This window comes from Flavobacterium sp. AC274 (assembly GCF_979258275.1).
The window spans coordinates 1,785,823-1,810,747 of the sequence record NZ_OZ409852.1 but is presented as its reverse complement, the minus strand read 5'-3'; the positions used below and the strand labels follow the sequence as shown (position 1 = coordinate 1,810,747).

At 33.4% G+C, this 24,925-nt stretch carries 24 protein-coding genes, 1 tRNA gene and 3 pseudogenes; 13 read left to right on the top strand and 15 right to left on the bottom strand.

Annotated elements, in window-relative coordinates:
- Positions 1–45: 45 nt before the first annotated feature.
- Entirely contained in the window at positions 46–576 is a 531-nt protein-coding gene (locus ACZZZT_RS08460) for a hypothetical protein (protein ID WP_042565155.1), read from the top strand.
- A gap of 108 nt (positions 577–684) precedes the next feature.
- Here the strand turns inward: ACZZZT_RS08460 and ACZZZT_RS08455 are convergent, their stop codons facing one another.
- From ACZZZT_RS08455 to hisS, 12 genes and pseudogenes are all read right to left on the bottom strand, one after another.
- Positions 685–1,212, bottom strand: a complete 528-nt coding sequence (locus tag ACZZZT_RS08455) for a GNAT family N-acetyltransferase (protein WP_463460032.1) — start codon at positions 1,210–1,212, stop codon at positions 685–687.
- On the bottom strand, positions 1,196–2,023 hold the full coding sequence (locus ACZZZT_RS08450; RefSeq protein ID WP_073395465.1) for a Cof-type HAD-IIB family hydrolase: 828 nt from the start codon (positions 2,021–2,023) through the stop codon (positions 1,196–1,198). Before ACZZZT_RS08450 ends, ACZZZT_RS08455 begins: the two co-directional genes overlap by 17 nt.
- A 73-nt stretch (positions 2,024–2,096) precedes the next feature.
- A complete protein-coding gene (locus tag ACZZZT_RS08445; protein ID WP_042565152.1) occupies positions 2,097–2,315 on the bottom strand; it encodes a putative signal transducing protein in 219 nt (72 codons plus the stop codon).
- 19 nt (positions 2,316–2,334) lie between these two features.
- Complete coding sequence (locus ACZZZT_RS08440; RefSeq protein WP_463460031.1) at positions 2,335–3,150, bottom strand: alpha/beta hydrolase; 816 nt, start codon at positions 3,148–3,150, stop codon at positions 2,335–2,337.
- Positions 3,151–3,234: 84 nt separating this feature from the next.
- Positions 3,235–3,897 carry a DEAD/DEAH box helicase gene (locus tag ACZZZT_RS08435; RefSeq protein ID WP_073395467.1) on the bottom strand — a complete coding sequence of 221 codons (663 nt, stop codon included), beginning with the start codon at positions 3,895–3,897 and terminating at the stop codon, positions 3,235–3,237.
- 152 nt (positions 3,898–4,049) lie between these two features.
- Positions 4,050–5,212, bottom strand: a pseudogene (locus ACZZZT_RS08430) (sigma-54-dependent transcriptional regulator).
- A 189-nt stretch (positions 5,213–5,401) separates the two neighbouring features.
- The gene (locus ACZZZT_RS08425; RefSeq protein WP_463460030.1) at positions 5,402–6,718 is read right to left on the bottom strand and encodes an ABC transporter permease; all 1,317 of its coding nucleotides are present in this window, start codon (positions 6,716–6,718) and stop codon (positions 5,402–5,404) included.
- 78 nt (positions 6,719–6,796) lie between these two features.
- Positions 6,797–7,723 carry an ABC transporter ATP-binding protein gene (locus ACZZZT_RS08420; RefSeq protein WP_463460029.1) on the bottom strand — a complete coding sequence of 309 codons (927 nt, stop codon included), beginning with the start codon at positions 7,721–7,723 and terminating at the stop codon, positions 6,797–6,799.
- Positions 7,724–7,887: 164 nt separating this feature from the next.
- Positions 7,888–9,000, bottom strand: a complete 1,113-nt coding sequence (gene dnaJ, locus ACZZZT_RS08415) for a molecular chaperone DnaJ (RefSeq protein ID WP_073395470.1) — start codon at positions 8,998–9,000, stop codon at positions 7,888–7,890.
- An 81-nt stretch (positions 9,001–9,081) separates the two neighbouring features.
- Positions 9,082–9,660 carry a nucleotide exchange factor GrpE gene (locus ACZZZT_RS08410; RefSeq protein WP_042565144.1) on the bottom strand — a complete coding sequence of 193 codons (579 nt, stop codon included), beginning with the start codon at positions 9,658–9,660 and terminating at the stop codon, positions 9,082–9,084.
- A 613-nt stretch (positions 9,661–10,273) separates the two neighbouring features.
- Positions 10,274–10,344 (bottom strand) — tRNA-Trp (locus tag ACZZZT_RS08405).
- Between the two features lie 300 nt (positions 10,345–10,644).
- Positions 10,645–12,072, bottom strand: a complete 1,428-nt coding sequence (hisS, locus tag ACZZZT_RS08400; RefSeq protein ID WP_042565143.1) for a histidine--tRNA ligase — start codon at positions 12,070–12,072, stop codon at positions 10,645–10,647.
- 212 nt (positions 12,073–12,284) lie between these two features.
- Between hisS and ACZZZT_RS08395 the strand changes: the two genes are divergently transcribed.
- Positions 12,285–13,529 (top strand): ABC transporter permease, encoded by a 1,245-nt coding sequence (locus ACZZZT_RS08395; protein ID WP_042565142.1) that lies wholly within the window; start codon positions 12,285–12,287, stop codon positions 13,527–13,529.
- A gap of 146 nt (positions 13,530–13,675) precedes the next feature.
- On the opposite strand, the gene prmC is transcribed toward ACZZZT_RS08395, so the two are convergent.
- Positions 13,676–14,539 carry a peptide chain release factor N(5)-glutamine methyltransferase gene (gene prmC, locus ACZZZT_RS08390; protein WP_463460028.1) on the bottom strand — a complete coding sequence of 288 codons (864 nt, stop codon included), beginning with the start codon at positions 14,537–14,539 and terminating at the stop codon, positions 13,676–13,678.
- 80 nt (positions 14,540–14,619) lie between these two features.
- The gene (locus ACZZZT_RS08385; RefSeq protein ID WP_463460027.1) at positions 14,620–15,024 is read right to left on the bottom strand and encodes a GNAT family N-acetyltransferase; all 405 of its coding nucleotides are present in this window, start codon (positions 15,022–15,024) and stop codon (positions 14,620–14,622) included.
- A gap of 209 nt (positions 15,025–15,233) precedes the next feature.
- Here ACZZZT_RS08385 and ribD point away from each other — a divergent pair, with 209 nt between their 5' ends.
- The 3 genes and pseudogenes from ribD to ACZZZT_RS08370 all read left to right on the top strand — a co-directional run bounded on the left by ribD (position 15,234) and on the right by ACZZZT_RS08370 (position 17,744).
- Positions 15,234–16,283 (top strand): bifunctional diaminohydroxyphosphoribosylaminopyrimidine deaminase/5-amino-6-(5-phosphoribosylamino)uracil reductase RibD, encoded by a 1,050-nt coding sequence (gene ribD, locus ACZZZT_RS08380; protein WP_463462398.1) that lies wholly within the window; start codon positions 15,234–15,236, stop codon positions 16,281–16,283.
- Positions 16,276–16,866, top strand: a pseudogene (locus tag ACZZZT_RS08375) (HAD family hydrolase); the annotation flags it as partial. The gene ribD and the pseudogene ACZZZT_RS08375, both read left to right, overlap by 8 nt.
- Positions 16,867–17,112: 246 nt before the next feature.
- Positions 17,113–17,744, top strand: a pseudogene (locus ACZZZT_RS08370) (IMPACT family protein).
- 31 nt (positions 17,745–17,775) lie between these two features.
- Here the strand turns inward: ACZZZT_RS08370 and ACZZZT_RS08365 are convergent.
- Positions 17,776–18,180 carry an acyl-CoA thioesterase gene (locus ACZZZT_RS08365; RefSeq protein WP_042565137.1) on the bottom strand — a complete coding sequence of 135 codons (405 nt, stop codon included), beginning with the start codon at positions 18,178–18,180 and terminating at the stop codon, positions 17,776–17,778.
- A gap of 186 nt (positions 18,181–18,366) precedes the next feature.
- Between ACZZZT_RS08365 and dnaA the strand changes: the two genes are divergently transcribed.
- From dnaA to ACZZZT_RS08325, 8 genes are all read left to right on the top strand, one after another.
- Positions 18,367–19,794 (top strand): chromosomal replication initiator protein DnaA, encoded by a 1,428-nt coding sequence (dnaA, locus tag ACZZZT_RS08360; RefSeq protein ID WP_042565136.1) that lies wholly within the window; start codon positions 18,367–18,369, stop codon positions 19,792–19,794.
- A gap of 9 nt (positions 19,795–19,803) precedes the next feature.
- Positions 19,804–20,271 carry a low molecular weight protein-tyrosine-phosphatase gene (locus ACZZZT_RS08355; RefSeq protein WP_042565135.1) on the top strand — a complete coding sequence of 156 codons (468 nt, stop codon included), beginning with the start codon at positions 19,804–19,806 and terminating at the stop codon, positions 20,269–20,271.
- A 72-nt stretch (positions 20,272–20,343) separates the two neighbouring features.
- Positions 20,344–21,057: an SAM-dependent methyltransferase gene (locus tag ACZZZT_RS08350; protein ID WP_073395476.1), complete on the top strand. Its 714-nt coding sequence runs from the start codon at positions 20,344–20,346 to the stop codon at positions 21,055–21,057.
- A gap of 18 nt (positions 21,058–21,075) precedes the next feature.
- On the top strand, positions 21,076–21,501 hold the full coding sequence (locus ACZZZT_RS08345; protein WP_463460026.1) for an energy transducer TonB: 426 nt from the start codon (positions 21,076–21,078) through the stop codon (positions 21,499–21,501).
- A gap of 48 nt (positions 21,502–21,549) precedes the next feature.
- Positions 21,550–22,677 carry a methionine aminotransferase gene (locus ACZZZT_RS08340; RefSeq protein ID WP_463460025.1) on the top strand — a complete coding sequence of 376 codons (1,128 nt, stop codon included), beginning with the start codon at positions 21,550–21,552 and terminating at the stop codon, positions 22,675–22,677.
- Positions 22,678–22,751: 74 nt separating this feature from the next.
- Positions 22,752–23,633, top strand: a complete 882-nt coding sequence (locus ACZZZT_RS08335; RefSeq protein ID WP_073395479.1) for an SDR family oxidoreductase — start codon at positions 22,752–22,754, stop codon at positions 23,631–23,633.
- Between the two features lie 275 nt (positions 23,634–23,908).
- A complete protein-coding gene (udk, locus tag ACZZZT_RS08330; protein ID WP_042565131.1) occupies positions 23,909–24,517 on the top strand; it encodes a uridine kinase in 609 nt (202 codons plus the stop codon).
- Positions 24,518–24,596: 79 nt separating this feature from the next.
- Positions 24,597–24,923, top strand: coding sequence for an FtsB family cell division protein (locus ACZZZT_RS08325; protein ID WP_042565130.1), 327 nt, complete (start codon positions 24,597–24,599; stop codon positions 24,921–24,923).
- The last annotated feature ends 2 nt before the right edge of the window (positions 24,924–24,925 follow it).

The window sequence follows — 24,925 nt, the reverse complement described above, 5'->3', positions numbered from 1 at the left end:
AAACCATAAAGAGTAGGCAAAAAATTAAAAAAATCCACACTTATTATGAAAGCATTTTTACCCACAATCTGCTTGATGTTCTTAACCTTTTTCACTTCGCAAGCGCAAACGCAACAACCTGCTGCTCCCGCTACTACTAATCCATTCCCATCTATTAGTACTTTGACAAATTGGGCGAGTTTAAACTCTCAATCACAATTTGACATTGCTATTCGTGCGGTTGGTTTTAAGTTTGAAGTAAAAGAACCAGGTGAAGGATCAACTGCTTATACCTACATTCGTAAAGTAACTGTAAACGAAGTAAACTATACTGATAGAATTGTATATAGAATTGCGAACAACAATTCTGCAAGTATAATTTCTTTAGTAACGGCTTCTACAGATTTAGTAAGCTTGTATACGCCGCAATTAGCTACTTTTAAAAACAACAATTGCAAAACTGAAATGTCTAAAGATAAAAACACTACTTGCAGCTGTTACGAAAGTGTGAATTTTGCTATTGATCTTTGCGACGAACGTGTAAAACTAACAATGGGTGATGGAAATAAATATTTTGTTTCTGTAGCTAAAAAATAATAAAGAATTAATTTCTCAGAGAATAAAAACAACGAGCTGTTTTCCAAATCTTTGCAAACTCATTACGAAAGTTTATAAAGATTTGGGACACATTTCTCTGATTTAATATTATTTGTTCGGATTTTTAAATTCGTACCAAACTTCTAATTCGTCTTCATACAAAAACGAATTTATGTACTGAAAACCCAGTTTTTCAAGAATCTTTCTTGAGTTTTCATTTCCTTCATCTGCATAAGCATAAAGAGAGTCTACCTTCATTTCATTAAAAGCATATGCTATAAAAGCTTTTCCTGCTTCGGTTGCGTATCCTTTTCCCCAATGTTTTTCGATGAAACGATAACCAATTTCATAAAAATCTTTATGATTATTGATTTCATTTGTAATGAATTTTATTCCTGACCAGCCTAGAAACTCATTGGTTTCTTTTAGAACAACAGCCCAGCGGCCAGTTCCAAAATCTGCATATTGCTGTTGGATATTTTCAATCTGACTTATACTTTCCTCAATATTCTTTACTGGTTTTTTTACCAGAAAAATATGCACATTTGGGTTAGAATCCAATTCAAACATTCCAGCTGCATCTGAAAGGTTTAATTCTCTCAAAAGCAAACGTTCTGTCTCAATTGATTTCTTCATGAATGTAATTATTTAAGATATAACGTTGTACCACTTCAGCAACTCCGTCATTGTTATTTGAAGCCACAATTACATTGGCTCTGTCACGCAATTCTGGTGTCACATTATCAACCCAAACACCTAAACCGGCATATTCGATCATTGTTAAATCATTTCCTGCATTTCCAACAGCAATAATTTCACTTTGGTGAATATTTAGTTTTTCTGCCAAAAGTTTTAAGCTGTTTGCTTTATCAATGCCATTTTGAGCAGCTTCCAGGAAAAAAGGTTTAGACATAGCGACACTCAAATGTGGCATTGCTAACTTTAAATCTTTTTCTACTTCTTTTAAGTATGAAGGTTCTGCCAATAAAATACATTTTACAGCAGGTTTAGTTACTGCAGCTTTAAAATCAGACACTTTATTATGAGGCAATCCTGTGATATCTTTTTCGATTTCGATATATTCAGAGTCTGTCTCACTGACTATTTCACCATCAAGATAGGTGATGATATGTGTTTTCATCTTTACACTATAATCGTATAAATCATGAATTTGCTCCGGAGTTAAACACTGTTCAAATAATATAAGGTCATCTTTTGCCGTACTAATTACAGCGCCATTAAACGAAATAATATACGAATCGTTTAAGTCTAATTCTAATTCTTTGGCATAAGCCGTCATTGCCGATGTTGGGCGACCTGAAGCCAAAACAACATGCACCCCTTTTGCCTGAGCTTCAAGAAGTACTTTTTTATTTAATTCTGAAATTTTATGATCGTCTGTCAACAAGGTATCATCCATGTCGAGTACCAGCATTTTATATTGCATATTTTGTAGTTTTTCAGTTTTCAGTCGCGGTTTTCATCTTTACTGAGACTGTAAACTGCGACTGAAAACTAATTTAGATACTCATTCTAAAATCTTCAATAACCGGATTTGCTTTTGCAAAATCTGTTTCCTGAATAAAAACTTCTACCGCAACGTCTGACATAGGAAAACCTCCCATACGCGCTGATTGAATATTATCTTTTTTTACGGTTTCTACTCCCGCTTGTTCTAATCTTTCCTGTAAAGCAATTGCTAATACTTCACTTCCTGAAAACACCTTCATTAGTCCCATAACATTTAATTTTAATTTTTTATTGTAATATTATTTTTAGCTGATTTTGAAAATCTTCATTTTCATTTATTCCTATATGATCCTGGTTTTTCAGCAGAAACAAATTTTTATCTGACTTCAATAATTCATTCAATCGAACTGAATTTTTAAATGGAATCAATTGATCTTCTATTCCGTGAAAAATATAAATGGGTCCTTTTATTTTTGGCAAATAATCACTTGTTTCTAAACTAAACTTCTTCATGAAATTAGGAAAAAACGGAACTCTCGAACTCGATAATTCTGTAAAACTATAATAAGGCGCCTGAAGAATTAAAGCTTTGGGTTTGTTTTGAGAAGCTAAAATAGTTGCCAATCCAGAACCTATTGAATAACCCGTAATAATGATTTTATCTTCAGGATATCTTTCAAGCATTTTTTTATAAACAACAGAAACATCCTTATTTAATTGATCTTCATTTTCGATTTCTCCTTCACTTTTCCCAAAACTTCTGTAATCCAAAATAAAAATATCATACCCCAGTTTGGTATACACTTTTCCAATTTTCCCCCAGGTTTCTAATGTTCCGGCGTTTCCATGGAGATAAAAAATCAAACCTTTAGAGTTTTCAGCTTTGAATAACAAACCGTTCAAATTAATTCCGTCAAACGATTTAATATTTAATTCTTCAAATTTTTGCTGATAATCAAACTTAAAATCTTTTGGAAGTCTTGCACTTTGAAAAATCATTCCAACCTGATTAAAATATACATAAGAAACTACCAAAATATAAATAACAACAAAAAATAGTAAAAGCACAATTGTTAGAAATTTAAAGGTCTTGAGTATTTCCATATAGTTTAGTTTCTAATTTGCAGTTCTCAGTTCCCGTCTCAGTTTATAGTATAGAAAACTGAGACTGAGAACTGAGACTATAAATTACTCCTCTTCGATAAAACCTTCTTCTTCGTCCAATTCTTCTTCACCTTCTTCATCCATGTCAAATAAAAAAGGTTCAAGCAACATTTTATCTGCTAAAATTTCTATACGTTCTGTTAGTATTTCAGCAAAAATGATTCGCTGTGTTTTAGGAATACTATTAGAAATACGCATAATTTTAGTTTCATGACGCAATTTCAAAATAGGATCTGCATCATCCAAAATGAACATTTTCAAACGGTTTACATTATAACCCGCTGTTGTAAACATATCACTTAATTTATTTGGCGTACCTATTAAAACATCAATTCCGGTTGAAATATAATTTTTATCATAATCCATATCGCCTTTGTCGTGAACTCCGTACACTTCAAGATTGGTGTATTTTCCGTATTTCGCGAAAAGGTCTACCATTTCTAATACTTTGGTTTTGTCTTCGACAAAAATCAAAGCACGTGGCGATTCTTCTGTTTGACCCGCTAATTGCTGAATCACATTCAATACAATTGTCGTCGATTTTCCACTTCCCTCCGGAGAAAGAATAATACAATCGGCACCACTTTTTATAGTCGAAAAAGTTTCTTTTTGCAGAATATTAGCTTCTGTTAAACCATTTTCGATTAATGCGTCTTGTAACTTCTCGTTTATCTTCTTTAATTTCATCTCTTTTATGCTTTAAGCTTTAGGCAATAAGCCATAAGCAAAAATTATTTATATTTTAAAATGCTATAAGCTTTAAGCAATAAGCTATAGGCAAAAATTCTACATCATTAATAGCTTAAAGCTTATTGCCTAAAGCCTATTGCGCGAAGCACCTACTTGCTTGCAAACATTTTCACGTCTGTTTCAGAGATTTCATTTCCTCCCAGAATAATTAGTCTTTCGACTACATTTCGAAGTTCACGAATATTTCCTGTCCAGTCGTATTCCTGCAATAATTTTATGGCTGGCTGCGAAAAAACTTTAACAACATTTCCTTGTTCCGAAGCAATTTTCTCTGCAAAGTGTCTTATCAACGCCGGAATATCATCACGTCTCTCGTTTAATGGCGGAACTTTAATCAAAATTACAGCCAAACGATGGTATAAATCTTCTCGGAAACGACCTTCGGCAATTTCTGTTTTTAAATCTTTATTAGTTGCAGCCACAACGCGAACATCCACTTTGATATCTTTTTCTGCCCCAACTCTGGTAATCATACTTTCCTGCAAAGCACGTAAAACTTTGGCTTGCGCCGAAAGGCTCATATCGCCAATTTCATCTAAGAAAATAGTTCCCTTATCTGCTGCTTCAAATTTTCCTGCACGATCTTTCACTGCCGATGTAAAAGCACCTTTTACGTGACCAAATAATTCGCTTTCAATCAATTCACTCGGAATCGCAGCGCAGTTTACTTCTATTAAAGGAAAATTAGCACGCTCGCTTTTTTCATGCAATTGATGCGCTACCAATTCTTTTCCAGTTCCGTTTGGTCCCGTAATTAAAACTCTGGCTTCGGTTTGCGCAACTTTATCAATCATTAATTTAATATGACTGATGGCTTCGCTCTCACCTACCATTTCGTAATTCTTACTAACTTTTTCTTTAGGATTTTATTTTCAACTACAAGTTGTTTTTTATCTAAAGCATTACGAACTGTATTCAGTAAACGATTTAAATCCGGCGGTTTCGAAATATAATCAAAAGCTCCCAAACGCATTGTATGAATCGCCGTTTCCATATCGCCATGACCGGAAATCATCACCATAGGAATTTCGGGCTTAATCTTTTTTACTTCTTCCAAAACCTCAACGCCGTCCATCTTTGGCATTTTGATATCACACAAAACCAAATCGTAATCGTTGTTTTTTATTTTGTCAAGTCCCGCCGCACCATCTTCCGCCTCATCTACCTGATACGTATCATTTTCTTCTGATAAAATCTTTACCAAAACTCGTCTGATCGCCGCTTCGTCTTCTATAATTAGTATTTTACTCATTCTTTTTGAGGTTCAAAGTTGCAAAGGTTCAGAGGTACAAAGTTTAAATCTTTGTCAACATATACTTTTGAAACTACGTTATTTTATTAATTTATGCTTTTCCTAAGATATTTTTGTTCTAAATTACGAAAGTGAGTGTTCAAAAAACCTTTGTTCCTTTGCATCTCTGATCCTTTGTAACTACAAAAACTAATATTTCAGCCATCTATACAATTCTTTCCAGGTTGGTTTTTTGCCGTACATTAAAATACCTACTCGGTAAATTTTTGCAGCGAACCAGACAACAAGGAAAAAGGTTGCAAACAATAATGATACCGAAATTGCAATTTGCCACCACGGTACGCCAAACGGAATTCGCATTAACATTACAATCGGCGACGTTAACGGGATCATTGAAAACACAATTGCAACAGTTCCGTGTGGATCGTTTACTACGGTAAAAAATCCGATGTAAACACTTAAAATAAGCGGCATTATAATAGGCAGCAAAAATTGCTGTGAATCGGTTTGATTGTCGACCGCTGCGCCAATTGCGGCATAAAATGAGCTATATAAAAAATATCCTCCAATAAAATAAACCACAAAACCAATAATAATACTGGCAATTGGTAAATTCCATAATTCGCTAATATACATTTGTGCTGTCCCCGAAAATTCCTGTTGTGCCGAATGCATTAATCCTGGTGGAATTTTGGCTGTTGGACCAACATTTACTCCAAAAAATGCTGAAGCTGCAAACATTAATCCCAAACCAATTATGGCCCAGATTATAAATTGCAATAATCCGGCAAGGGAAGTTCCAACAATTTTACCAATCATTAACTGAAATGGTTTTACTGATGAAATGATGATTTCGATAATTCTATTAGTTTTTTCTTCGATCACGCTTCGCATTACCATATTTCCATAAATGATAATGAACATCATAATTAAATATCCGAAAGCACCGCCAATTCCGATTTTTATTTCGTTCAGTCCTTTTAAACTTTCTTCTCCTGAAGCTTTTGCCAAATGGATATTAACCTCAGCATGTGCTTTTTGAATGGCTAATGTATCTAATTTTGCCTCTTCGAAATTTAGCTTTGTAATTTTATCCGCAATAACATCCTGCGTGTTTTCTATAAAAGCAATACTTGGACTATTATTCGAAATAAAATCTATTTTACTTTCTAAGTCTTTTAAATTACTCGTTTTGGGAATAATAATTAAACCTGTAAAATTCTCTTTGACAATACTGTCTTTCAAAGATTTTGTATCAATTTGAGAAAGATCTAAATATCTGTATTCTCCGTCTTTTTTATTCTGTTTTACAAAATCATCTGCAAACAAACCTGTTTCGTCATGAATTGCGATTCGTTTGGTTTCAGCTTTCATTGAACTTAAATAACCAATAAATCCGGCAATTGCCACAAACAGTAACGGACTCAAAAAAGTCATAACAACAAAAGATTTATTGCGCACTTTGGCAATAAATTCTCTTTTTATAATCAGCGAAATGATGCTCATTTTTTTATTTTTTATTTTAGATTGTTGACTTTAGATTTTAGATTCCAGGTTTTCACTCTAAAATCTGAAATCTGAAATCTAAACTTTTTCAGTAACTGTCTGAATAAAAATATCGTTTACACTCGGGATTTTTTCTACAAAATGTGTTACTTGTCCGCGTTGTGTCAGAATATGCAATAACTCGTTTGGAGCTGCATTTCCTATCTGAATATTTAGTTTTAAATCGTCATTTAAAGATTTAAAATTAGCCGGCGAAACTGTAAACTTTTGTGTAATGTCATACATCAAACCTTCAACATTATTAGTCAGGATTCCAACTTCAAAACTATTGGTTTTAAACTCGCGTTTTACATCGCTGACTTTTCCTTCGATTAATTTATTTGATTTATGAATTAAGGCAATATGATCACAAAGTTCCTCAACGCTTTCCATACGGTGTGTCGAAAAAATGATTGTGGCACCTTGTTCTTTTAATGCCAAAATTTCATCTTTAATAACATTAGCGTTTACAGGATCAAAACCGGAAAATGGCTCATCAAAAATCAGCAATTTAGGTTTATGCAATACACAAACTACAAACTGAATTTTTTGCGCCATTCCTTTAGAAAGTTCCTGAATTTTTTTGTTCCACCAACCCTGGATTCCCAAACGATCAAACCAAAAATCGAGTTGCTTTTTAGCTTCTGCTTTAGAAAGTCCTTTCATTTGTGCCAAATACAAACATTGCTCTCCCACTTTCATAGAAGTGTACAAACCTCTTTCTTCCGGAAGATAACCGATATTCTGCACATGTTTTGGCTGCAATTTTTCTCCATCCAAAATAATCTGACCGCTATCCGGCAGTGTAATTTGATTGATGATTCGAATAAGGGAAGTTTTTCCAGCTCCATTTGGACCTAACAATCCGTAAATGCTGCCTTTGGGCACATTTAATGAAACTTCGTTAAGCGCTACATAATCGCCATATTGTTTTACGACTTTATGTACTTCGAGTAAGTTGCTCATGCTGTTTTTAGAATTTTCTACGTCAGTTTGACCATTGTGGCCTAGCGACTGTAAAAGTAAATAATTAGTAGCGATTCTAAGTAATAATACATAAAAAACCCATTCTAAATTTACTTCAGAATGGGTTTTAAAAATTTATTTTCTCTTTTTAGAAAAAGTTTCTGTTATGAAAACATATCTTTTACTTTTTCAAAAAATGATTTTTCTGATTTTTCAGGACTTGGAACAAAGTGTTCGTCATTAAGAGCATTTTCAAAAAATTGTTTTTGCTCTTTATTTAGTGTTTTAGGCGTCCATACATTTACATGAACCAGTAAATCTCCGCTTCCGTAACCGTTAATACTTGGAATACCTTTTCCTTTTAATCTTAATATTTTTCCTGATTGAATTCCTTCTTCCAGTTTAATACGAACTTTTCCGTTGATTGCTTCAATATCTTTAGAAACTCCTAAAACTGCTTCAGGGAAACTGATATATAAATCGAAATGAATATTTTCGCCTTCACGTTTCAAAAATTCGTGTTCCAACTCTTCAATTGCAACAATTAAATCACCAGGAACACTGTTTCCGGGAGCATCGTTTCCTTTGTTAGAAACTTTAAGCTGCATTCCGTCAACAACTCCTGCAGGAATTTTGATTGAAACTGTTTCATCTTCCAAAACCATTCCCTGAGCATCTGCTTCAGAAGGTCTTTTATCTAGAATTTGTCCAGAACCACCACAAGTAGGGCAAGTTGATGCAGATTGCATTCTACCCAAAATTGTGTTTGTCACACGCATTACCTGTCCCTGACCATTACAAGTCGAACACGTTTTGTATGTAACTCCTTTTGCCTGAACTTTACGTTTTACTTTTACTTTTTTCTCAACACCATTTGCAATTTCTTCTAAAGTCAATTTAACTTTAATTCGAAGATTGCTTCCTTTAGCGCGACGAGGACCGCCTCCACCTCCACCGAAACCGCCAAATCCTCCACCAAAAATATCACCAAACTGGCTGAAAATGTCATCCATATTCATACCACCGTGACCACCACCGCCAAATCCGCCAGAACCATCAAAAGCCTGATGTCCGTATTGGTCGTATTTAGCTTTTTTGTTAGGATCACTTAAAACTTCATAAGCTTCTGCCGCAAGTTTAAAGTTTTCTTCTGCCTCTTTGTCGCCTGGGTTTTTATCCGGGTGATATTTTAAAGCACTTTTTCGGTAAGCTTTTTTTATTTCGGCAGCGTCAGCATTTTTTGAAATGCCTAGTATTTCGTAAAAATCTTTTTTCATAATTTAGGTTAAATTCCAAATCTAAAAATTCCAAATTCCAATACTTAAAAAATTGACTTTCAGAATATTTAATTTGTTTTTTTAGTTTCCGATAACCACTTTAGGGAAACGAATAATTTTGTCTCCTAATTTGTAGCCTTTTTCAATAACATCAACAATTTTCCCCTTTAATTTGTCAGACGGAGCCGGAATTTGGGTAATTGCCTCAGCAAAATCAGCATTAAAAGCATCACCTGCTCTTACTTCAACTTGCTCTAAACCTTTAGAAACCAAAGTGCTTTTCAATTTTTCGTGAATTAACTCAACACCTTTTTTCAAATTTTCATCGTCAGATTTGTTGATTTCTACAGTTGCTCTGTCAAAATCATCCAAAACAGGAAGCATTGCTAACAAAACTTCTTGGTTTGCTGTTTTAAACAAATCCATACGCTCTTTTGAAGTTCTCTTTTTGTAATTTTCAAATTCGGCAAATAATCTCAAAAACTTATCTTTTTCTTTTGCCAAGTCTTGAGCCAATTGCTCTTCAACACTTAATTCTTCAACAATTAACTGCTCACCGTTGGCATTGTTTTCTAACGTTACATCATCTAATTCCTGATCGAATTCTGTATTTTCCGTAGTCATATTACTTGTATTTTTAAAAATATTCTTAAACTTCATTTTCAATTTCTTTCTTTTGGATTGCAAAAGTACTGCCAAATCTTATAAAATGTCAAATTGTCACGCTATTAAAATTTGGCTGTTTATATAAATAATTTTCTTACTTTAAAATTTAGTATAATTTTAAGACTATTACGTTTTAGTTTGTGGTATATTTGAAGACAAAATTATAATCTAAATTATTACCTATCAAAATTGAATTTAAGGGTTGGCCTCGGCCTCAAAATAATTATTAATTCAAATTTACCTTATATTAAAAAAAGCTTCGCCTTATGAGACGAAGCTTTTTTTGTTGAACGAAAAAATTTACCGCAGAGAACGCAAAGTTTTTTTACTCTTAGCTTTATAAAAAATACAAAGTTCGCAAAGCTTTGCGCACTTAGATTGTGTAAACACAACTTTAAATCTTAGTGAACTCTGCGAAAAACCTTTGCGTTCTTTGCGGTAAAAATACTTTGTATGTATATTTTTTAATGTTCTCCAAAAAAATTAGCCTTGATCTTCAAAAACGAAAAGTTCGCAAAGCTTTGTATTATTTAGCTTGCAAACTTTTATGATTTTAAAATTATTCTTAGATATAAATCTTTGCGTTCTTTGCGGTAAAGAAATATTGCACGGGCGGAGGGATTCGAACCCCCATCAACGGTTTTGGAGACCGCTATTCTACCCTTGAACTACGCCCGTAACTTAAGGTCGGCAAATTAAAAGTTTTTTTTCTTCCCCGGCAACTATTTCAGGCAGAGATTTAAAAAGAAAATCCTTTAAACACGCACGATCCGAAGCAAAAACCTTTGCTTCAAATAGTTAACCTATAATTTTTATTTCACGAAGATTTCAAAAAAGATTTTGGCAGATTAAAGCAGATTTATTTATATAACAATCAAATAAATCTGCTCAAATCTGCAAGATCTGCGTGAAACAAAAATCTAAATAATCCTTTTATCCCGATAGCTATCGGGAGTAGCAAAACACTTTACCATTCAATTATGCTAACAAAGCATTTTTCAATCCTTCAAAATCAACTGAAACCTGTTCGCCCGAAACTAAATTTTTAAGCGAATATGAATTTGAAGCAATTTCCTGATCGCCAGCAATTACTGCAAAAGGAATCAAGCGCTTGTCTGCATATTGAAATTGTTTCCCTACTTTTACATTATCAGGATACAATTCTACTTTTATATTTTCTTTTCTCAATTTCTGAATCGCCTGCGAAGCGTATAAAGCCTCAGCATCTCCATAATTTATAAATAATGCCTTTGATGTTGCCGCAACAGTTTCAGGAAATAATTGTAATTCTTCCAAAACCAAATAAATTCTGTCTAGTCCAAAAGAAATTCCGACACCGCTCATATTCTTCAAACCAAAAATACCAGTCAAGTCATCGTATCTTCCGCCACCGCCGATAGAACCCATCGAAACCGTTTTTGGCGCTGCTACTTCAAAAATAGCTCCGGTATAATAATTTAGTCCGCGCGCTAATGTCACGTCAAGATCTAATGTCGCAGTCGCTAAACCTAAAGTTGCCACATTGTCACAAATAAATTTCAATTCTTCAACACCTTTCATTCCTTCTTCTGATGAAGCTAATAAATCTGAAAGCTGATTGATTTTATCTGCAAATGTTCCTGTAAAATTGAAAAGCGGCTGTACTTTAACCAATGCTTCTTCGGCAATGCCTTTTTCAATCATTTCTTTTTTAACGCCGTCTTCACCAATTTTATCCAGTTTATCCAACGCCACCGTAAAATCGATCAATTTATCTGAAGCGCCAATAACTTCTGCAATTCCGGATAATATTTTTCTGTTATTGATTTTAATGGTTACGCCTTCTAAACCTAAAGAAGTAAAAACAGTGTCATATAACTGAACCAATTCAACTTCCTGCCAAAGTGATTTTGAACCTACAACATCGGCGTCACATTGATAAAATTCTCTGTAACGACCTCTTTGTGGGCGATCTGCTCTCCAAACTGGTTGAATCTGATATCTTTTAAAAGGAAATTCAATTTCGTTTTGGTGCTGTACCACATATCTTGCAAACGGAACTGTCAAGTCATAACGCAACGCTTTCTCAGAAATTTTTCCGGTAAATTTATTTAGTTCAATTCTTTGATTCAAATCAATCGTTTCTGCAGAATTAACTTGTAAAGATGCTATTGATTCCGGTAATTCTATTTTATTTTTATTGAAGAAAAAATTACCTGAATTCAGTATTTTAAAAATCAAGCGATCTCCTTCTTCACCATACTTTCCCATTAAGGTATCTGAATTTTCAAACGACGGAGTTTCAATTGGCTGAAAACCAAATTTCTCAAAATTACTTTTTATCGTCTGAATAATATATTGACGTTTTGACACCTCTGCAGGCGAAAAATCTCTTGTTCCTTGTGGTATGCTTGGTTTTGAAGCCATCTTTTTTTGATATTTTAGATTTCTGATTTTAGATTTTAGATTGCTTTTGAAATCTCATTTAAAATCTTTGGATTATTTATTTTTTTGATTTTCTAATTTACATTCGAAATCAAAAATTCTAATGGACTGCAAATATCTTATTTTTTAAAACAAATATTGGCAGTTCGAAAACAAACTTGTAACAAAAAACGTATTTTCGTGACAAATTGGTCATGATGCTAAAATTATTTAAAGAAAATATCCGAATTGCTTTTGGTTCAATCAAAACACAATTGCTGCGCACCATTCTTACCGTATTAATTATTGCTATCGGGATTACAGCTTTGGTTGGAATTTTGACCGTTGTAACAGCGCTTGAAAATACTGTTTCTACCAATTTTGCTTCAATGGGAGCTAATACTTTCAACATCAATCAATACGAAAATAATGTTAAAAACAGAGGAGGAAATGAACGCGAAATTATAAATCCGATTATTTCATATCCTGAAGCGGTTGCTTTCAAAAACAAATTCAAATATCCTTTTACCGAAACATCGTTGTCTTTTACCGCAACTACAACGGCAGAGGTAAAATATTCAGATAAAAAAACAGATCCGGAAATTACCATTGTTGGTGTCGACGAGCATTTTATTTCAAATTCAGGGTTAGAAACCACTTTAGGGCGTTCTTTCAACCAATTTGACATTGACAACAATACTTATTCCTGTATTGTAGGTTCTGATTTTGAAAAAGGCTTATTAAAAGACATTAACCCGATTGATAAAGTTATTTCAATTCGCGGAGCGCGTTTTAAAGTTATTGGTGTTTTAAAAGAAAAAGGATCAACGTTTGGAAACAGTCAGGATTTACGTGTTTTGATTCCGATTCAGGTGGCGCGTTCTTTATTTACAGCTCCAAACATCAATTATACAATGAGTGTAATGGTTTCTAAAAAAGAACTTTTAGACGAAGCTGTTGACAATGCAACAAGTACCATGCGAAGAGTTCGTAAACTGAGTCCGGTTCGTGATAATAATTTTGGCATTGGCCGAAGCGACGATTTAATTAATAGAATTCTCGGCATCACGAAATATCTGGGTTGGGCTTCCTGGATTATTAGCGTTATTACGATTTTAGGCTCATCAATTGCCTTAATGAATATTATGATTGTTTCGGTTACAGAACGTACGCGCGAAATTGGTGTTCGAAAAGCTTTGGGCGCAACAAAAATTACAATTTCAGTTCAGTTTTTTATCGAAACTTTATTGATTGGACAAATTGGCGGTTTGGTCGGAATTGTATTGGGAATTCTAATTGGCTTTGCTTTTGCGGCCGCAATGAGTTTTGCATTTGTGATTCCGTGGATGGCGATTTTTGCTGCTTTTGCGACTAGCTTTATGGTTGCAATTGTTTCCGGATTATATCCAGCGATAAAAGCTTCGCAACTTGATCCCATTGAAGCTTTGCGATATGAATAATTTTATTTATTTAAAGCAGAAATAATCGTTTCATAAAACCAATTGTCCCGCTATTCGTTTCAATCTTTTTTGTTGAACCCCAACAAAAAAGGATTTCCACTGCTATCGGGGCTAGATTAGAAATTTTTAACTTTAATGATCTTCTTCTACAAGTTTTTAGAAACCTTGCAGGAAATCATACGGTCATTATCGTAAATATCTTTTCTTAATTCGATGTTTTTAAAATCCATTTTCTCCAGTAAATCAGTCATTTCATTTCCTAAATACTGATTGATTTCAAAAAACAATTGTCCCTTATCTTTAAGTCCGCTTTTTGCCAAAGCAGCTATTTTTCTATAAAAAATCAAAGCATCATTATCATCTACAAAAAGTGCCAAATGCGGTTCATAATCCAAGACATTTTTTTTGATTTCTTCTTTTTCTAAGTTACGAACATAAGGCGGATTAGAAACAATAATATCAAAATTACAGGTAAGCACATCTGTATCTAAAATATTCTGATACATAAAAGTAACATCTACATTGTTATTGATGGCATTCCTTTTTGCGGTTTCTATCGCTTTTTTTGAAACATCGATTCCGTAAACTTCGGCATTTGGGAGATTTTTTGCCAAAGAAATTGCAATACACCCACTACCGGTTCCGATATCTAAAATTTTTATTTTTTTAGATTTCCCTTCTTTGTTTTCATTAATAATCCATTCGACCAATTCTTCCGTTTCGGGTCTCGGAATCAAAACATTTTCATTTACTTCAAAATCCAAACCGTAAAAATTTGTTTTCCCAAGTAAATACTGAATTGGGACTTCTTTTTTCAACTCATTTAAAAAACCACCCCAAATGGCCAAATCACCATCCGAAAAAGTTAATTCATGATTGAGCGCCAAATCAATTTGCCTAAGCTTGTGTTTATTTTCTAATATTAAATAAAAAAAACTCTCTGCTTCATAAGCATCATAAAAAGGAGAAAGTTCTTTTATAAATTGAGTTCTATATTGTTTGATTCTCATTTCGTTTTGAGCATTTTTTAGCTAAATCCAACCCTGTTCTACAATAAGTATTGCAAATTAAAAATTGTTACAATCTTATTTTACAATTCCTTCAACATCCAAACCGGACAAGAACTATGTCCAGTACAACCTAACGGAGCATCTAAATACTCAAAACCTGATTTTTTATATAATTTTTGAGCGGCATGCATAAAAGGCATCGTCTCTATATAACATTTTTCAAAGCCAAAATCTCTGGCCTGCGACAGGCATTTTTCCATCATTTCACTTCCAATTCCTAATCCACGTGTTTTAGGCAAAAAATACATCTTTTGCAATTCGCAAATTTTTGGATCACCATTTTCTAAAGGCGCAATGCCGGAACAGCCTACAATTTCACCTTCATTTTCCACAACAAAATAAACAGATTGTGGTTTGTTATATTCTTCAAACATCAAATCTAAATACGGATCTGCATAAGCTGTTCCTACTTTCGGAATTTCCATTTCGTCAAAAACCGATCTTATTAACTGGGCAACTGCCTGATTGTCTTCTTTTTTTAATTCTTCTGATAATCCAATTTTCCATATTTCAAATTCGTCTGATATATTACAAAAGTAGAAATACTTTTCCGATAGTTTTATAACAAATCAGAATGTTTCACAACTACACCAAATCTATCGGCAATAAAGGCAAAAATAACTACTTTTGTAAAGTGAATATACATGAGAAATATATAAAGCGTTGCATTGAATTGGCCCGAAATGGCTTTGGAACTACATATCCAAACCCAATGGTGGGAAGTGTAATCGTTTATGAAGATAGAATTATTGGCGAAGGATGGCATAAAAAAGCCGGAGAACCTCACGCTGAAGTCAATGCCGTTCGATCTGTAAAAGACAAATCACTTTTAAAAAAAGCAACAATTTATGTGAGTTTAGAACCTTGCAGTCATTTTGGAAAAACGCCTCCGTGCTGTGATTTAATTATTGCAAATGAAATTCCGAATGTTGTAGTGGGAACTGTCGATCCCAATGAAAAAGTATCCGGAAACGGAATCAGGAAATTAATTGCCGCCGGAGCCAATGTTACGGTTGGTGTTTTAGAGAAAGAATGCAACGAACTTAATAAACGCTTTTTTACTTTTCATAATAAAAAGAGGCCTTATATTATTTTGAAATGGGCAGAAAGTCAGGATGGTTTTTTAGCACCCGAAAAAGATATAAACCAAGGCAGAAAACCCGTTTGGATTACCAATCAATATTCGAGACAATTGGTACATAAATGGCGAAGTGAAGAACAGTCAATTTTAGTGGGAACACAGACGGTTATTGATGACAATCCAAAATTAAACACAAGAGATTGGGCTGGTAATAATCCGGTAAGAGTAGTTTTAGATCAAAATAATAGAATTTCTAAAGACAGTTTTATTTTTGATGACAGCGTAAAAACGATTGTGTTTACAAAATCTGAAAGCAACTCTTCTACAGAAAACACAACTTTTGAAATAATTGATTTTGATCAAAATATAATTCAGCAGATTTTGGATGTTTTATATCAAAATCAAATTCAATCGATAATTATTGAAGGCGGCTTAAAAACTTTACAATCTTTTATAGATGAAAACGTTTGGGATGAAGCGAGAATTTTTATCGGAAAAACTTCTTTTGAAAAAGGAACTAAAGCTCCAATTATTCTGAAGAAAAATGCAGCCAAAACTTTCATTCAAGACGATGAATTAATATACGTTAGAAATCATGATTGATACTATAATTTTTGACTTTGGAGATATTTTTATCAATTTAGATAAACAAGCCACTATTTCGGGATTACAGAAATTAGGAATGACAGAATGGAATTCTGAATTTGACCGGTTAAATCTTTTGTTTGAAACGGGAGATATTTCGTATGATGATTTTTTGGCAGGTTTTCAGGAACAGCTTCCAAATGCCTCTAAAGAAGAAATCCTGCAGGCATGGAATGCCGTTTTGGCTGATTTTCCATTGTACCGATTAGAATTTTTGCAAATGCTTTCGAAAAAATACCGTTTGTTTTTATTGAGCAATACCGATTCTATTCATATTGAAACTTTTCAAAATACAACCGGGATTTCATTCTACAGCGATTTTTACCAATGCTTTGAAAAGGTTTATTTTTCATTTGAAATTGGAAAACGAAAACCAAATCCTGAAGCTTATCAATACATTATTAACAAACACGAATTATCTCCAAAAAGAACTTTGTTTGTAGATGATAAAAAAGAAAACACAGATGCCGCTGCAGCTTTAGGTCTTCATGTCTGGAATTTGCAGGTTGGCAAGGAAGATGTTGTAGATTTATTTGATAAAAAATATTGTAGTAAAGTGAATTTGGCGAGAATTTACCGCAAAGACGCAATCCCGATAGCTATCGGGATACGCAAAGTTCACCAAGATTTTAACGAATTAAGAATACAAAGTTCGCAAAGCTTTGTATGATTTAGCTTTGCGAACTTTCAAAGCTTGCAAACAGACAACTAACAATAAAACCTTCGCGAACTTTGCGGTAAAATTAACTCAGTAAAAAAACAATAAACATAATTTAGAAATATACTTTTGGAATATAACGATACGTATCAAACCATTGCTTTAGAATCTGAGGAAGTACTTTTTAAGGAAAAAGGAAGTAAGTTCTTTGGTTATGCTTTTCCTATCGAAAATGAGGATGCCGTAAAACCTATTATCGAAAACTTAAAAAAGCAGCATCCGCATGCGGTACATTATTGTTATGCATATCAAATTGGTACGGCTCCAAAAATTTCTTATCGAGCTAATGATGATGGCGAACCAAGCAACACGGCCGGAGCACCAATTTACGGACAAATACAATCTTTTGGCCTGACTAACGTTCTTGTAGTGGTTGTTCGCATTTTTGGCGGAATAAAATTAGGCGTTGGCGGATTAATTGCAGCTTACAAAACAACAGCACAAATGACATTGGAAGTTTGTGAAATTGTAGAAAAAACAATTGATGTGCATTTTTTAATTTCTTTTGATTATAAAAACATGAATAAAGTAATGCGGGTAATTAAAGAAAAGAAGCTTGAAATTGTTTCTCAGGAAATGGAAATTGATGAAGAATCAGGTTTGCCAATTGGAAAAATTAGTACAAAAACGCGAAAAAAAATGCCGAAATGATATTCGACATTTTTGATTTAATGTTTGAAATCGACATCAAAATTATATAATTTGATATAAAAACACAGTGCGTTTTAACAATTATACAAGCGTTTTAAATAATTCTAAAATATAATCCGGAGGAGCTGTTGGGCGACCTGTTTTTAACGAAATAAATACTAAAATAAACACCGCAGTTGTTAATAACTCATTCGCTTCATTATAGATTGCACAGTCAAATTCAATCTTAACAGAAGACTGACTTTTGAAAGTTGTATGAATTGTAAGAAGCTCATCGTAACGGGCCGATTTTTTATAATTTATTTGCATTGAAACAATTGGCAATCCAATTCCGCTTTCTTCCATGCTTTTATACGAAATCCCTTTATTTCTAAGCCATTCCACGCGTCCTATCTCAAAATAAGGGATGTAATTTCCGTGATAAACGACTCCCATTTGATCAGTTTCAGAGTAACGAACACGCACTTGCGTTTGATGATTTTTCATTATTTATATATTAAAAAAAATTAATTTTCAAAAGCCGCCTTACAACATTTTTTTATAAAATTAGAGGGCAAAATATTTTTTTTACAGAAATTTGTTCACATATTTGTTATCCCGAAATACGGAATAAAATTGCTCCTTTTTTATTAGGAGAATCTTTATCAATAATAAAAAAATTTATCTGAATTTATGACTAAAACTGCTCAATCGGTATGGGAAAACTGTTTGTCCTTTATAAAAGACAATATTCAAGATCAAGCCTATAAAACTTGGTTTGAACCAATCAAATCAGTTGAGCTAACCGACAACGCGTTATATATTCAGGTACCAAGTAAATTTTTCTACGAATGGCTCGAAGAGCATTACGTTAAATTATTGAAAGTTGCGCTTACCAAAGAACTGGGAAAAAACGCAAAGTTACTCTATAAAATTAAAATGGAAAACACTTATGGCAATAAACAACCGTTTACCGAACAGTTGCCAAGTGCCAACAGAGTGCCAATGAAACCGCAAGAGGTTGATGCTCCGTTTAAAAACTTAAATCCAGAACTTAAAAATCCGTTTGTAATTCCGGGAATTAGAAATTTAAAAATTGAATCGCAGTTAAATGCAAACTACAGTTTTGATAATTTCTTAGAAGGAGATTCAAACCGTTTGGCTCGTTCTGCAGGTATGGCTGTAGCCAATAAACCTGGAGGAACTTCATTTAATCCGTTATTGATTTTTGGTGGAGTTGGTTTAGGAAAAACACACTTAGCACATGCAATTGGTGTTGAAGTAAAAGATAAATACCCTGAAAAAACAGTTTTATATATTTCTGCCGAAATTTTTACACAACAATATATTGATTCTGTAAAAAAGAATAATCGTAATGATTTTATCCATTTTTATCAGTTAATCGACGTTTTGATTATTGATGATGTTCAGTTTTTATCAGGAAAATCAGGAACTCAGGACGTATTTTTCCATATTTTCAATTATCTGCACCAAAACGGAAAACAGGTAATTTTAACTTCAGATAAAGCTCCTGTTGATATGCAGGATATTGAGCAACGTTTGCTTTCTCGTTTTAAATGGGGATTATCTGCAGAGTTACACCAGCCGGATTACGAAACCCGTATTTCGATCTTAAAAAACATTCTATACCGCGATGGTGTTGAAATACCGGAAGACATTATTGAATATGTTGCACGCAATATCAAAACCAATGTTCGTGAACTTGAAGGTGCAATTATTTCCTTAATCGCACAATCTTCTTTCAATAAAAAGGAAGTTACAATTGAGCTGGCTAAAAGCGTTGTAGAGAAATTTGTTAAAAACGTAAAGAGAGAAATCTCTATCGATTATATTCAAAAAATTGTGTCAGATTATTTTCAGTTGGATATTGAAACACTTCAATCTAAAACAAGAAAAAGACACGTGGTTCAGGCGAGACAATTGGCTATGTTTTTTGCAAAGAAATTTACTAAAGCTTCTTTGGCAAACATTGGTTCGCAAATTGGAGATCGCGATCATGCTACCGTATTACACGCTTGCAAAACAGTTGACAATTTAGTTTCGACAGATAAACAATTCAAGAAATTTGTAGAAGACATCAACAAAAAATTAACGCTATAAACGCGCATCATGCCAGTAAAAATTTTAATGGTTTGTTTGGGAAATATCTGCAGATCGCCTTTGGCCGAAGGTATTTTAGCATCAAAACTACAAAACGAAAAATTTATTGTTGATTCGGCCGGAACTGGTTCCTGGCATGTAGGTCATTCGCCAGATAAACGCTCTATCGCTGTTGCCCAAAAAAATGGTTTGTGCATTGATGGCCAAAAAGGAAGACAATTTAAAATTTCTGATTTTGACGAATTCGACTATATATATGTAATGGACAATTCTAATTATCGGGATGTTATCCATCTTGCCAAAACACCAGAACATAAAAATAAAGTTCATTTAATTCTAAATGAATTATTTCCAGATGAAAATGTAGATGTACCCGATCCTTACTTTGGCGTTTCTAACGGTTTTGATACTGTTTATCAAATGTTGGATGAAGTAACAGATATCATTGCAAAGAAACTTATCGAAAAACATTCTTAACTTATTTATTTTCAATTATTCATTGCGTAATAATTGAAAATTTTTCATTTTATAATCTATAATATACAACACATGAAACTTCAAGGAAAATTGTATTTAATTCCAACTACTATGGGCGAAAGCGATCCGATGGATGTTTTACCGCAAACAGTAAAAAGAAGTATTGAACTTATAGATTATTATATTGTTGAGAATGATAAAACCGCAAGAAAGTCAATAAAAGCGGTTTATCCTGAAAAAAAGCAGTCTGAACTTGTTCTTTTTACTTTGAATAAACGTACTGAACCAAGCGAGCATTTAGATTTTATTAAACCTTTATTAGAAGGAAAAAATATGGGTTTAATGAGCGAAGCCGGCTGTCCGGGAGTTGCAGATCCAGGTGCTGTAATTGTAAAATTAGCCCACGAAAAAGGAATTCAGGTTGTGCCTTTGGTTGGTCCTTCTTCTATATTATTAGCAATGATGGCTTCTGGAATGAATGGCCAAAGTTTTACTTTCAACGGATATTTGCCAATTGATAAAGACGAGAAAAAATCGGCTTTAAAGCATTTTGAGAAACTATCTCAGGATAAAAATCAATCACAAATTTTTATTGAAACACCATACAGAAACAATAAACTGGTTGAAGATCTTTTACAAATTTTAAACCCTGCAACACATCTTTGTATTGCAACAGATATTACGCTACCTACAGAATTTATTAAAACAATGCGCGTTGCCGACTGGAAAAAAATTAAGATTGATTTGCATAATCGACCAACAATTTTTATCCTTCATAAAATGTAAATCTTAAAACCATCCGTTATGAAAAAGTTTCTGCTTCTGATCTTGATTTGCTTTGCCCAAATTACATTTTCACAAACAACTAAAGAAGTTGGAAAACCTAACGTGGATGAAGTGTCAGACATAAATAATGAAAATTTAGTTTATAATACTCAAGGTGTAGATGAAAAACCTGAATTTCCTGGCGGCGTAGCTGTGTTTAATAGTTTTCTTGATAAAAATTTTATCAAGCCAGCAGACAAACCGAAAATGAAAGGAAAAATCTATTTTACTTTTATCATCGAAAAAGACGGTTCGCTAAGTGATATAAAAATTTTAAGAGACCTTGGATATGGTACTGGCGACGAAGCTCTTCGAGTTATCAAATTAGCTCCAAAATGGAATCCCGGCAAATATAAAAATAAAGAAGTGAGAACTTTAAATGCCGGACTGATAACTGTAAGCTAAACATATCTTCTATTTCGCTCACAAGTTTTTCCTTAATTAAACTTTATAATGAGTAAACTTCCCAACATAACTACAAGCATATTCACGGTAATGTCTAAAATGGCATCTGAATATAATGCAATTAATCTTTCGCAGGGATTTCCTAATTTTCCTGTTGATGAAAGATTAACAGATATTATTGCAAAACTTGCCAAAGAAAATGTGCATCAATATACCCCAATGTCGGGTTATCCGCCTTTGCTGAACCAGATTTCAAAATTGGTTCAAAGTTCTTATAACAGAACTATTGATCCTGAAACAGAAATTTTGGTAACGGCCGGCGCTACTCAGGGAATTTTTACTTCGATTTTGGCTTTGGTAAAAACTGACGATGAAGTGGTTATTTTAGATCCGAGTTATGATTCGTATGAATCTCCGGTTTTACTTTGTAACGCAAAACCTGTCAGGGTTGCTTTAAATGACGACTATACCCCAAATTGGGAAACGATCGAAAAAGCGTGTTCGGAAAAAACGAAAATGATTATTATTAATAATCCGCATAATCCAACAGGGAAAATCCTGACTCAAAATGATTTTTTGCAACTGGAAAAATTACTTTCAAAATATCCTGATATCCTTGTTTTATCTGATGAAGTTTATGAATACATTACTTTTGAAGAAAAACATATTTCTGCACATACTAAAAGTTTTCTTTTAGATCGTTGCATAATGGTTTCTTCTTTTGGAAAATCATTTCATATTACCGGCTGGAAAATTGGCTATACGGTAGCGCCGGAATATTTAATGAAAGAAATTAAAAAAGTACATCAATTTTTGGTTTTTAGTGTAAATAGTATTTCACAGATTGCTATTAGTCAGTATTTAAATATCGTCGATGTAAATTTACTTGGAAAATTCTATCAGGAAAAACGCGATTATTTTCAGAAACTGCTTCAAAACAGCCGATTTGAATTAAAACCATGTGAGGGAACTTATTTTCAGGTCGCTTCATATGCCAGCATATCGGATGAAGATGATGTCACTTTTTGCAAAAAACTAATTACCGATCATGGCGTTGCCGCGATTCCTATTTCTACTTTTTATTCTGATCATAAAGATCAAAAATTAATTCGTTTTTGTTTTGCCAAAGATGATTTCACACTAGAATCTGCAGCAAAAAAATTATCCAAAATATAAAGTTTTTTAAAATTTTATAACAATATTATGCGTGCATCCTATTTTATTTAATTAATATTGTAAAAAAGAAAAGTATGAGTTATACAGATAAAATGTTACGCGACGATGCTTTAAAGGGCAAAGTTATAGTGGTTACAGGCGGCGGAAGCGGTTTAGGAAAAGCAATGACTAAATATTTTTTAGAATTAGGAGCTCAGGTAGCGATTACTTCGAGAGATTTAGAAAAGCTGAAAAATACTGCTACTGAACTTGAAACTGAAACTGGCGGAAAATGTTTGCCACTTCAATGTGATGTTCGTCATTATGAAGAAGTAGAAAATATGCTTCAGGAAGTTTTAAAAGCTTTCGGAAAAGTAGATGTTCTTTTAAACAATGCTGCCGGAAATTTCATTTCTCCAACAGAGCGTTTATCTGCAAATGCATTTGATACTGTTATAGATATCGTACTTAAAGGTTCTAAAAACTGTACGCTGGCTTTTGGAAAACACTGGATTGACAGTAAACAAAAATCGGCTACGATTTTGAATATTGTTACTACTTATGCCTGGACAGGTTCTGCGTATGTTGTGCCAAGTGCTACAGCAAAAGCCGGGGTTTTGGCTATGACAAGAAGTCTTGCAGTGGAATGGGCTAAATACGGAATTCGTTCTAATGCAATCGCTCCGGGACCTTTCCCAACTAAGGGTGCATGGGACAGATTATTGCCTGGAGATCTTGCCGAGAAATTTGATATGGCTAAAAAAGTACCATTAAAACGTGTAGGCGATCATCAGGAATTGGCCAATTTAGCTGCTTACTTGGTTTCTGATTTTTCAGCTTATGTAAATGGAGATGTTATTACAATTGATGGCGGCGAATGGCTGAAAGGTGCAGGACAATTTAATTTATTAGAAGCGATTCCGGAAGAACTTTGGGATCAGCTTGAAATGATGATAAAAGCAAAAAAGAATAAATAATTACAAGTGCTTACTAAATTCAGAATATTTTATTAAAACTATACTGATTGCACAAATCCCGAAGGTTTTACTTTCGGGATTTTTTTACGCTTTTCACCATATAAATGATATCTTTTTAACCATATAAGCAATATAAGTTTAACCAAGAAGTGTTTTCACTAAATATCTTGTTGCTTAAATTTACTTCTGTTACTTATATGGTTTAAATAAATAATATGTTGAGACAATTCACTTAAATTATTATTTTTGCCGAATAAATATATAACACCAAATTTATGCTCATTATTGGAATTGCAGGAGGAACAGGAAGTGGAAAAACAACGGTAGTACACCAGATTATGAATGAATTACCAGACACTGAAGTGGGCGTAATTTCTCAGGATTCGTACTATAAAGAAACCCATAATTTGTCGTTTGACGAAAGAGCATTAATAAATTTTGATCATCCGCGCGCTATTGATTTTGAATTGCTGGTAAAACATTTAAAAGCATTAAAAGAAGGCGAAACTATTGATCAGCCGGTTTATTCTTTTATTCAGCACAACAGAACTGACGATACGGTTTCTACACATCCGAGAAAAGTAATGATTGTTGAAGGTATTTTGATTTTGACAAATCCTGAACTTCGTGAGCTTTTTGATGTCAAAGTATATGTTCACGCAGATTCTGACGAAAGATTAATTCGTCGTTTAAAACGTGATATTTCTGAAAGGGGCCGTGATATTGATGAAGTTTTAACCCGTTATCAAAACACATTAAAACCTATGCACGAGCAATTTATAGAACCGTCTAAAGCTTTTGCCGATATTATCATACCAAATGACAAATACAATACTGTTGCAATTGATGTGGTTCGTGCTGTAATTAATCAGCGAATTTCATAATTTTTATCGTAAATTTATTCCATAATCCCGATAGCGATCGTGACCTGCTCTCAACTATCGGGTAAAATTGAAAACTAAAATGAAAAATCCGTATAAAGACAAATCTTGGTTTAAATTTCTAGGCAATAAATATGTCTGGGTTTTACTCTTTTTTGTAGTCTGGATGCTATTTTTAGACAATTACTCTTATTTTGATCATCGCTTTTTAGACAATCAAATTAATGAACTCGAAGACAATAAAAGTTATTATAAAGAGGAAATTAAAAAGGATCAGGAACAAATCAAACAATTAAAAAATCCTGAACAAATAGAAAAATACGCCCGCGAAAAATATTTCATGAAAAAAGACAGCGAGGATATTTACATCATTCACTTTGAAGGAGACACTATTCAAGATAAAGAATAATC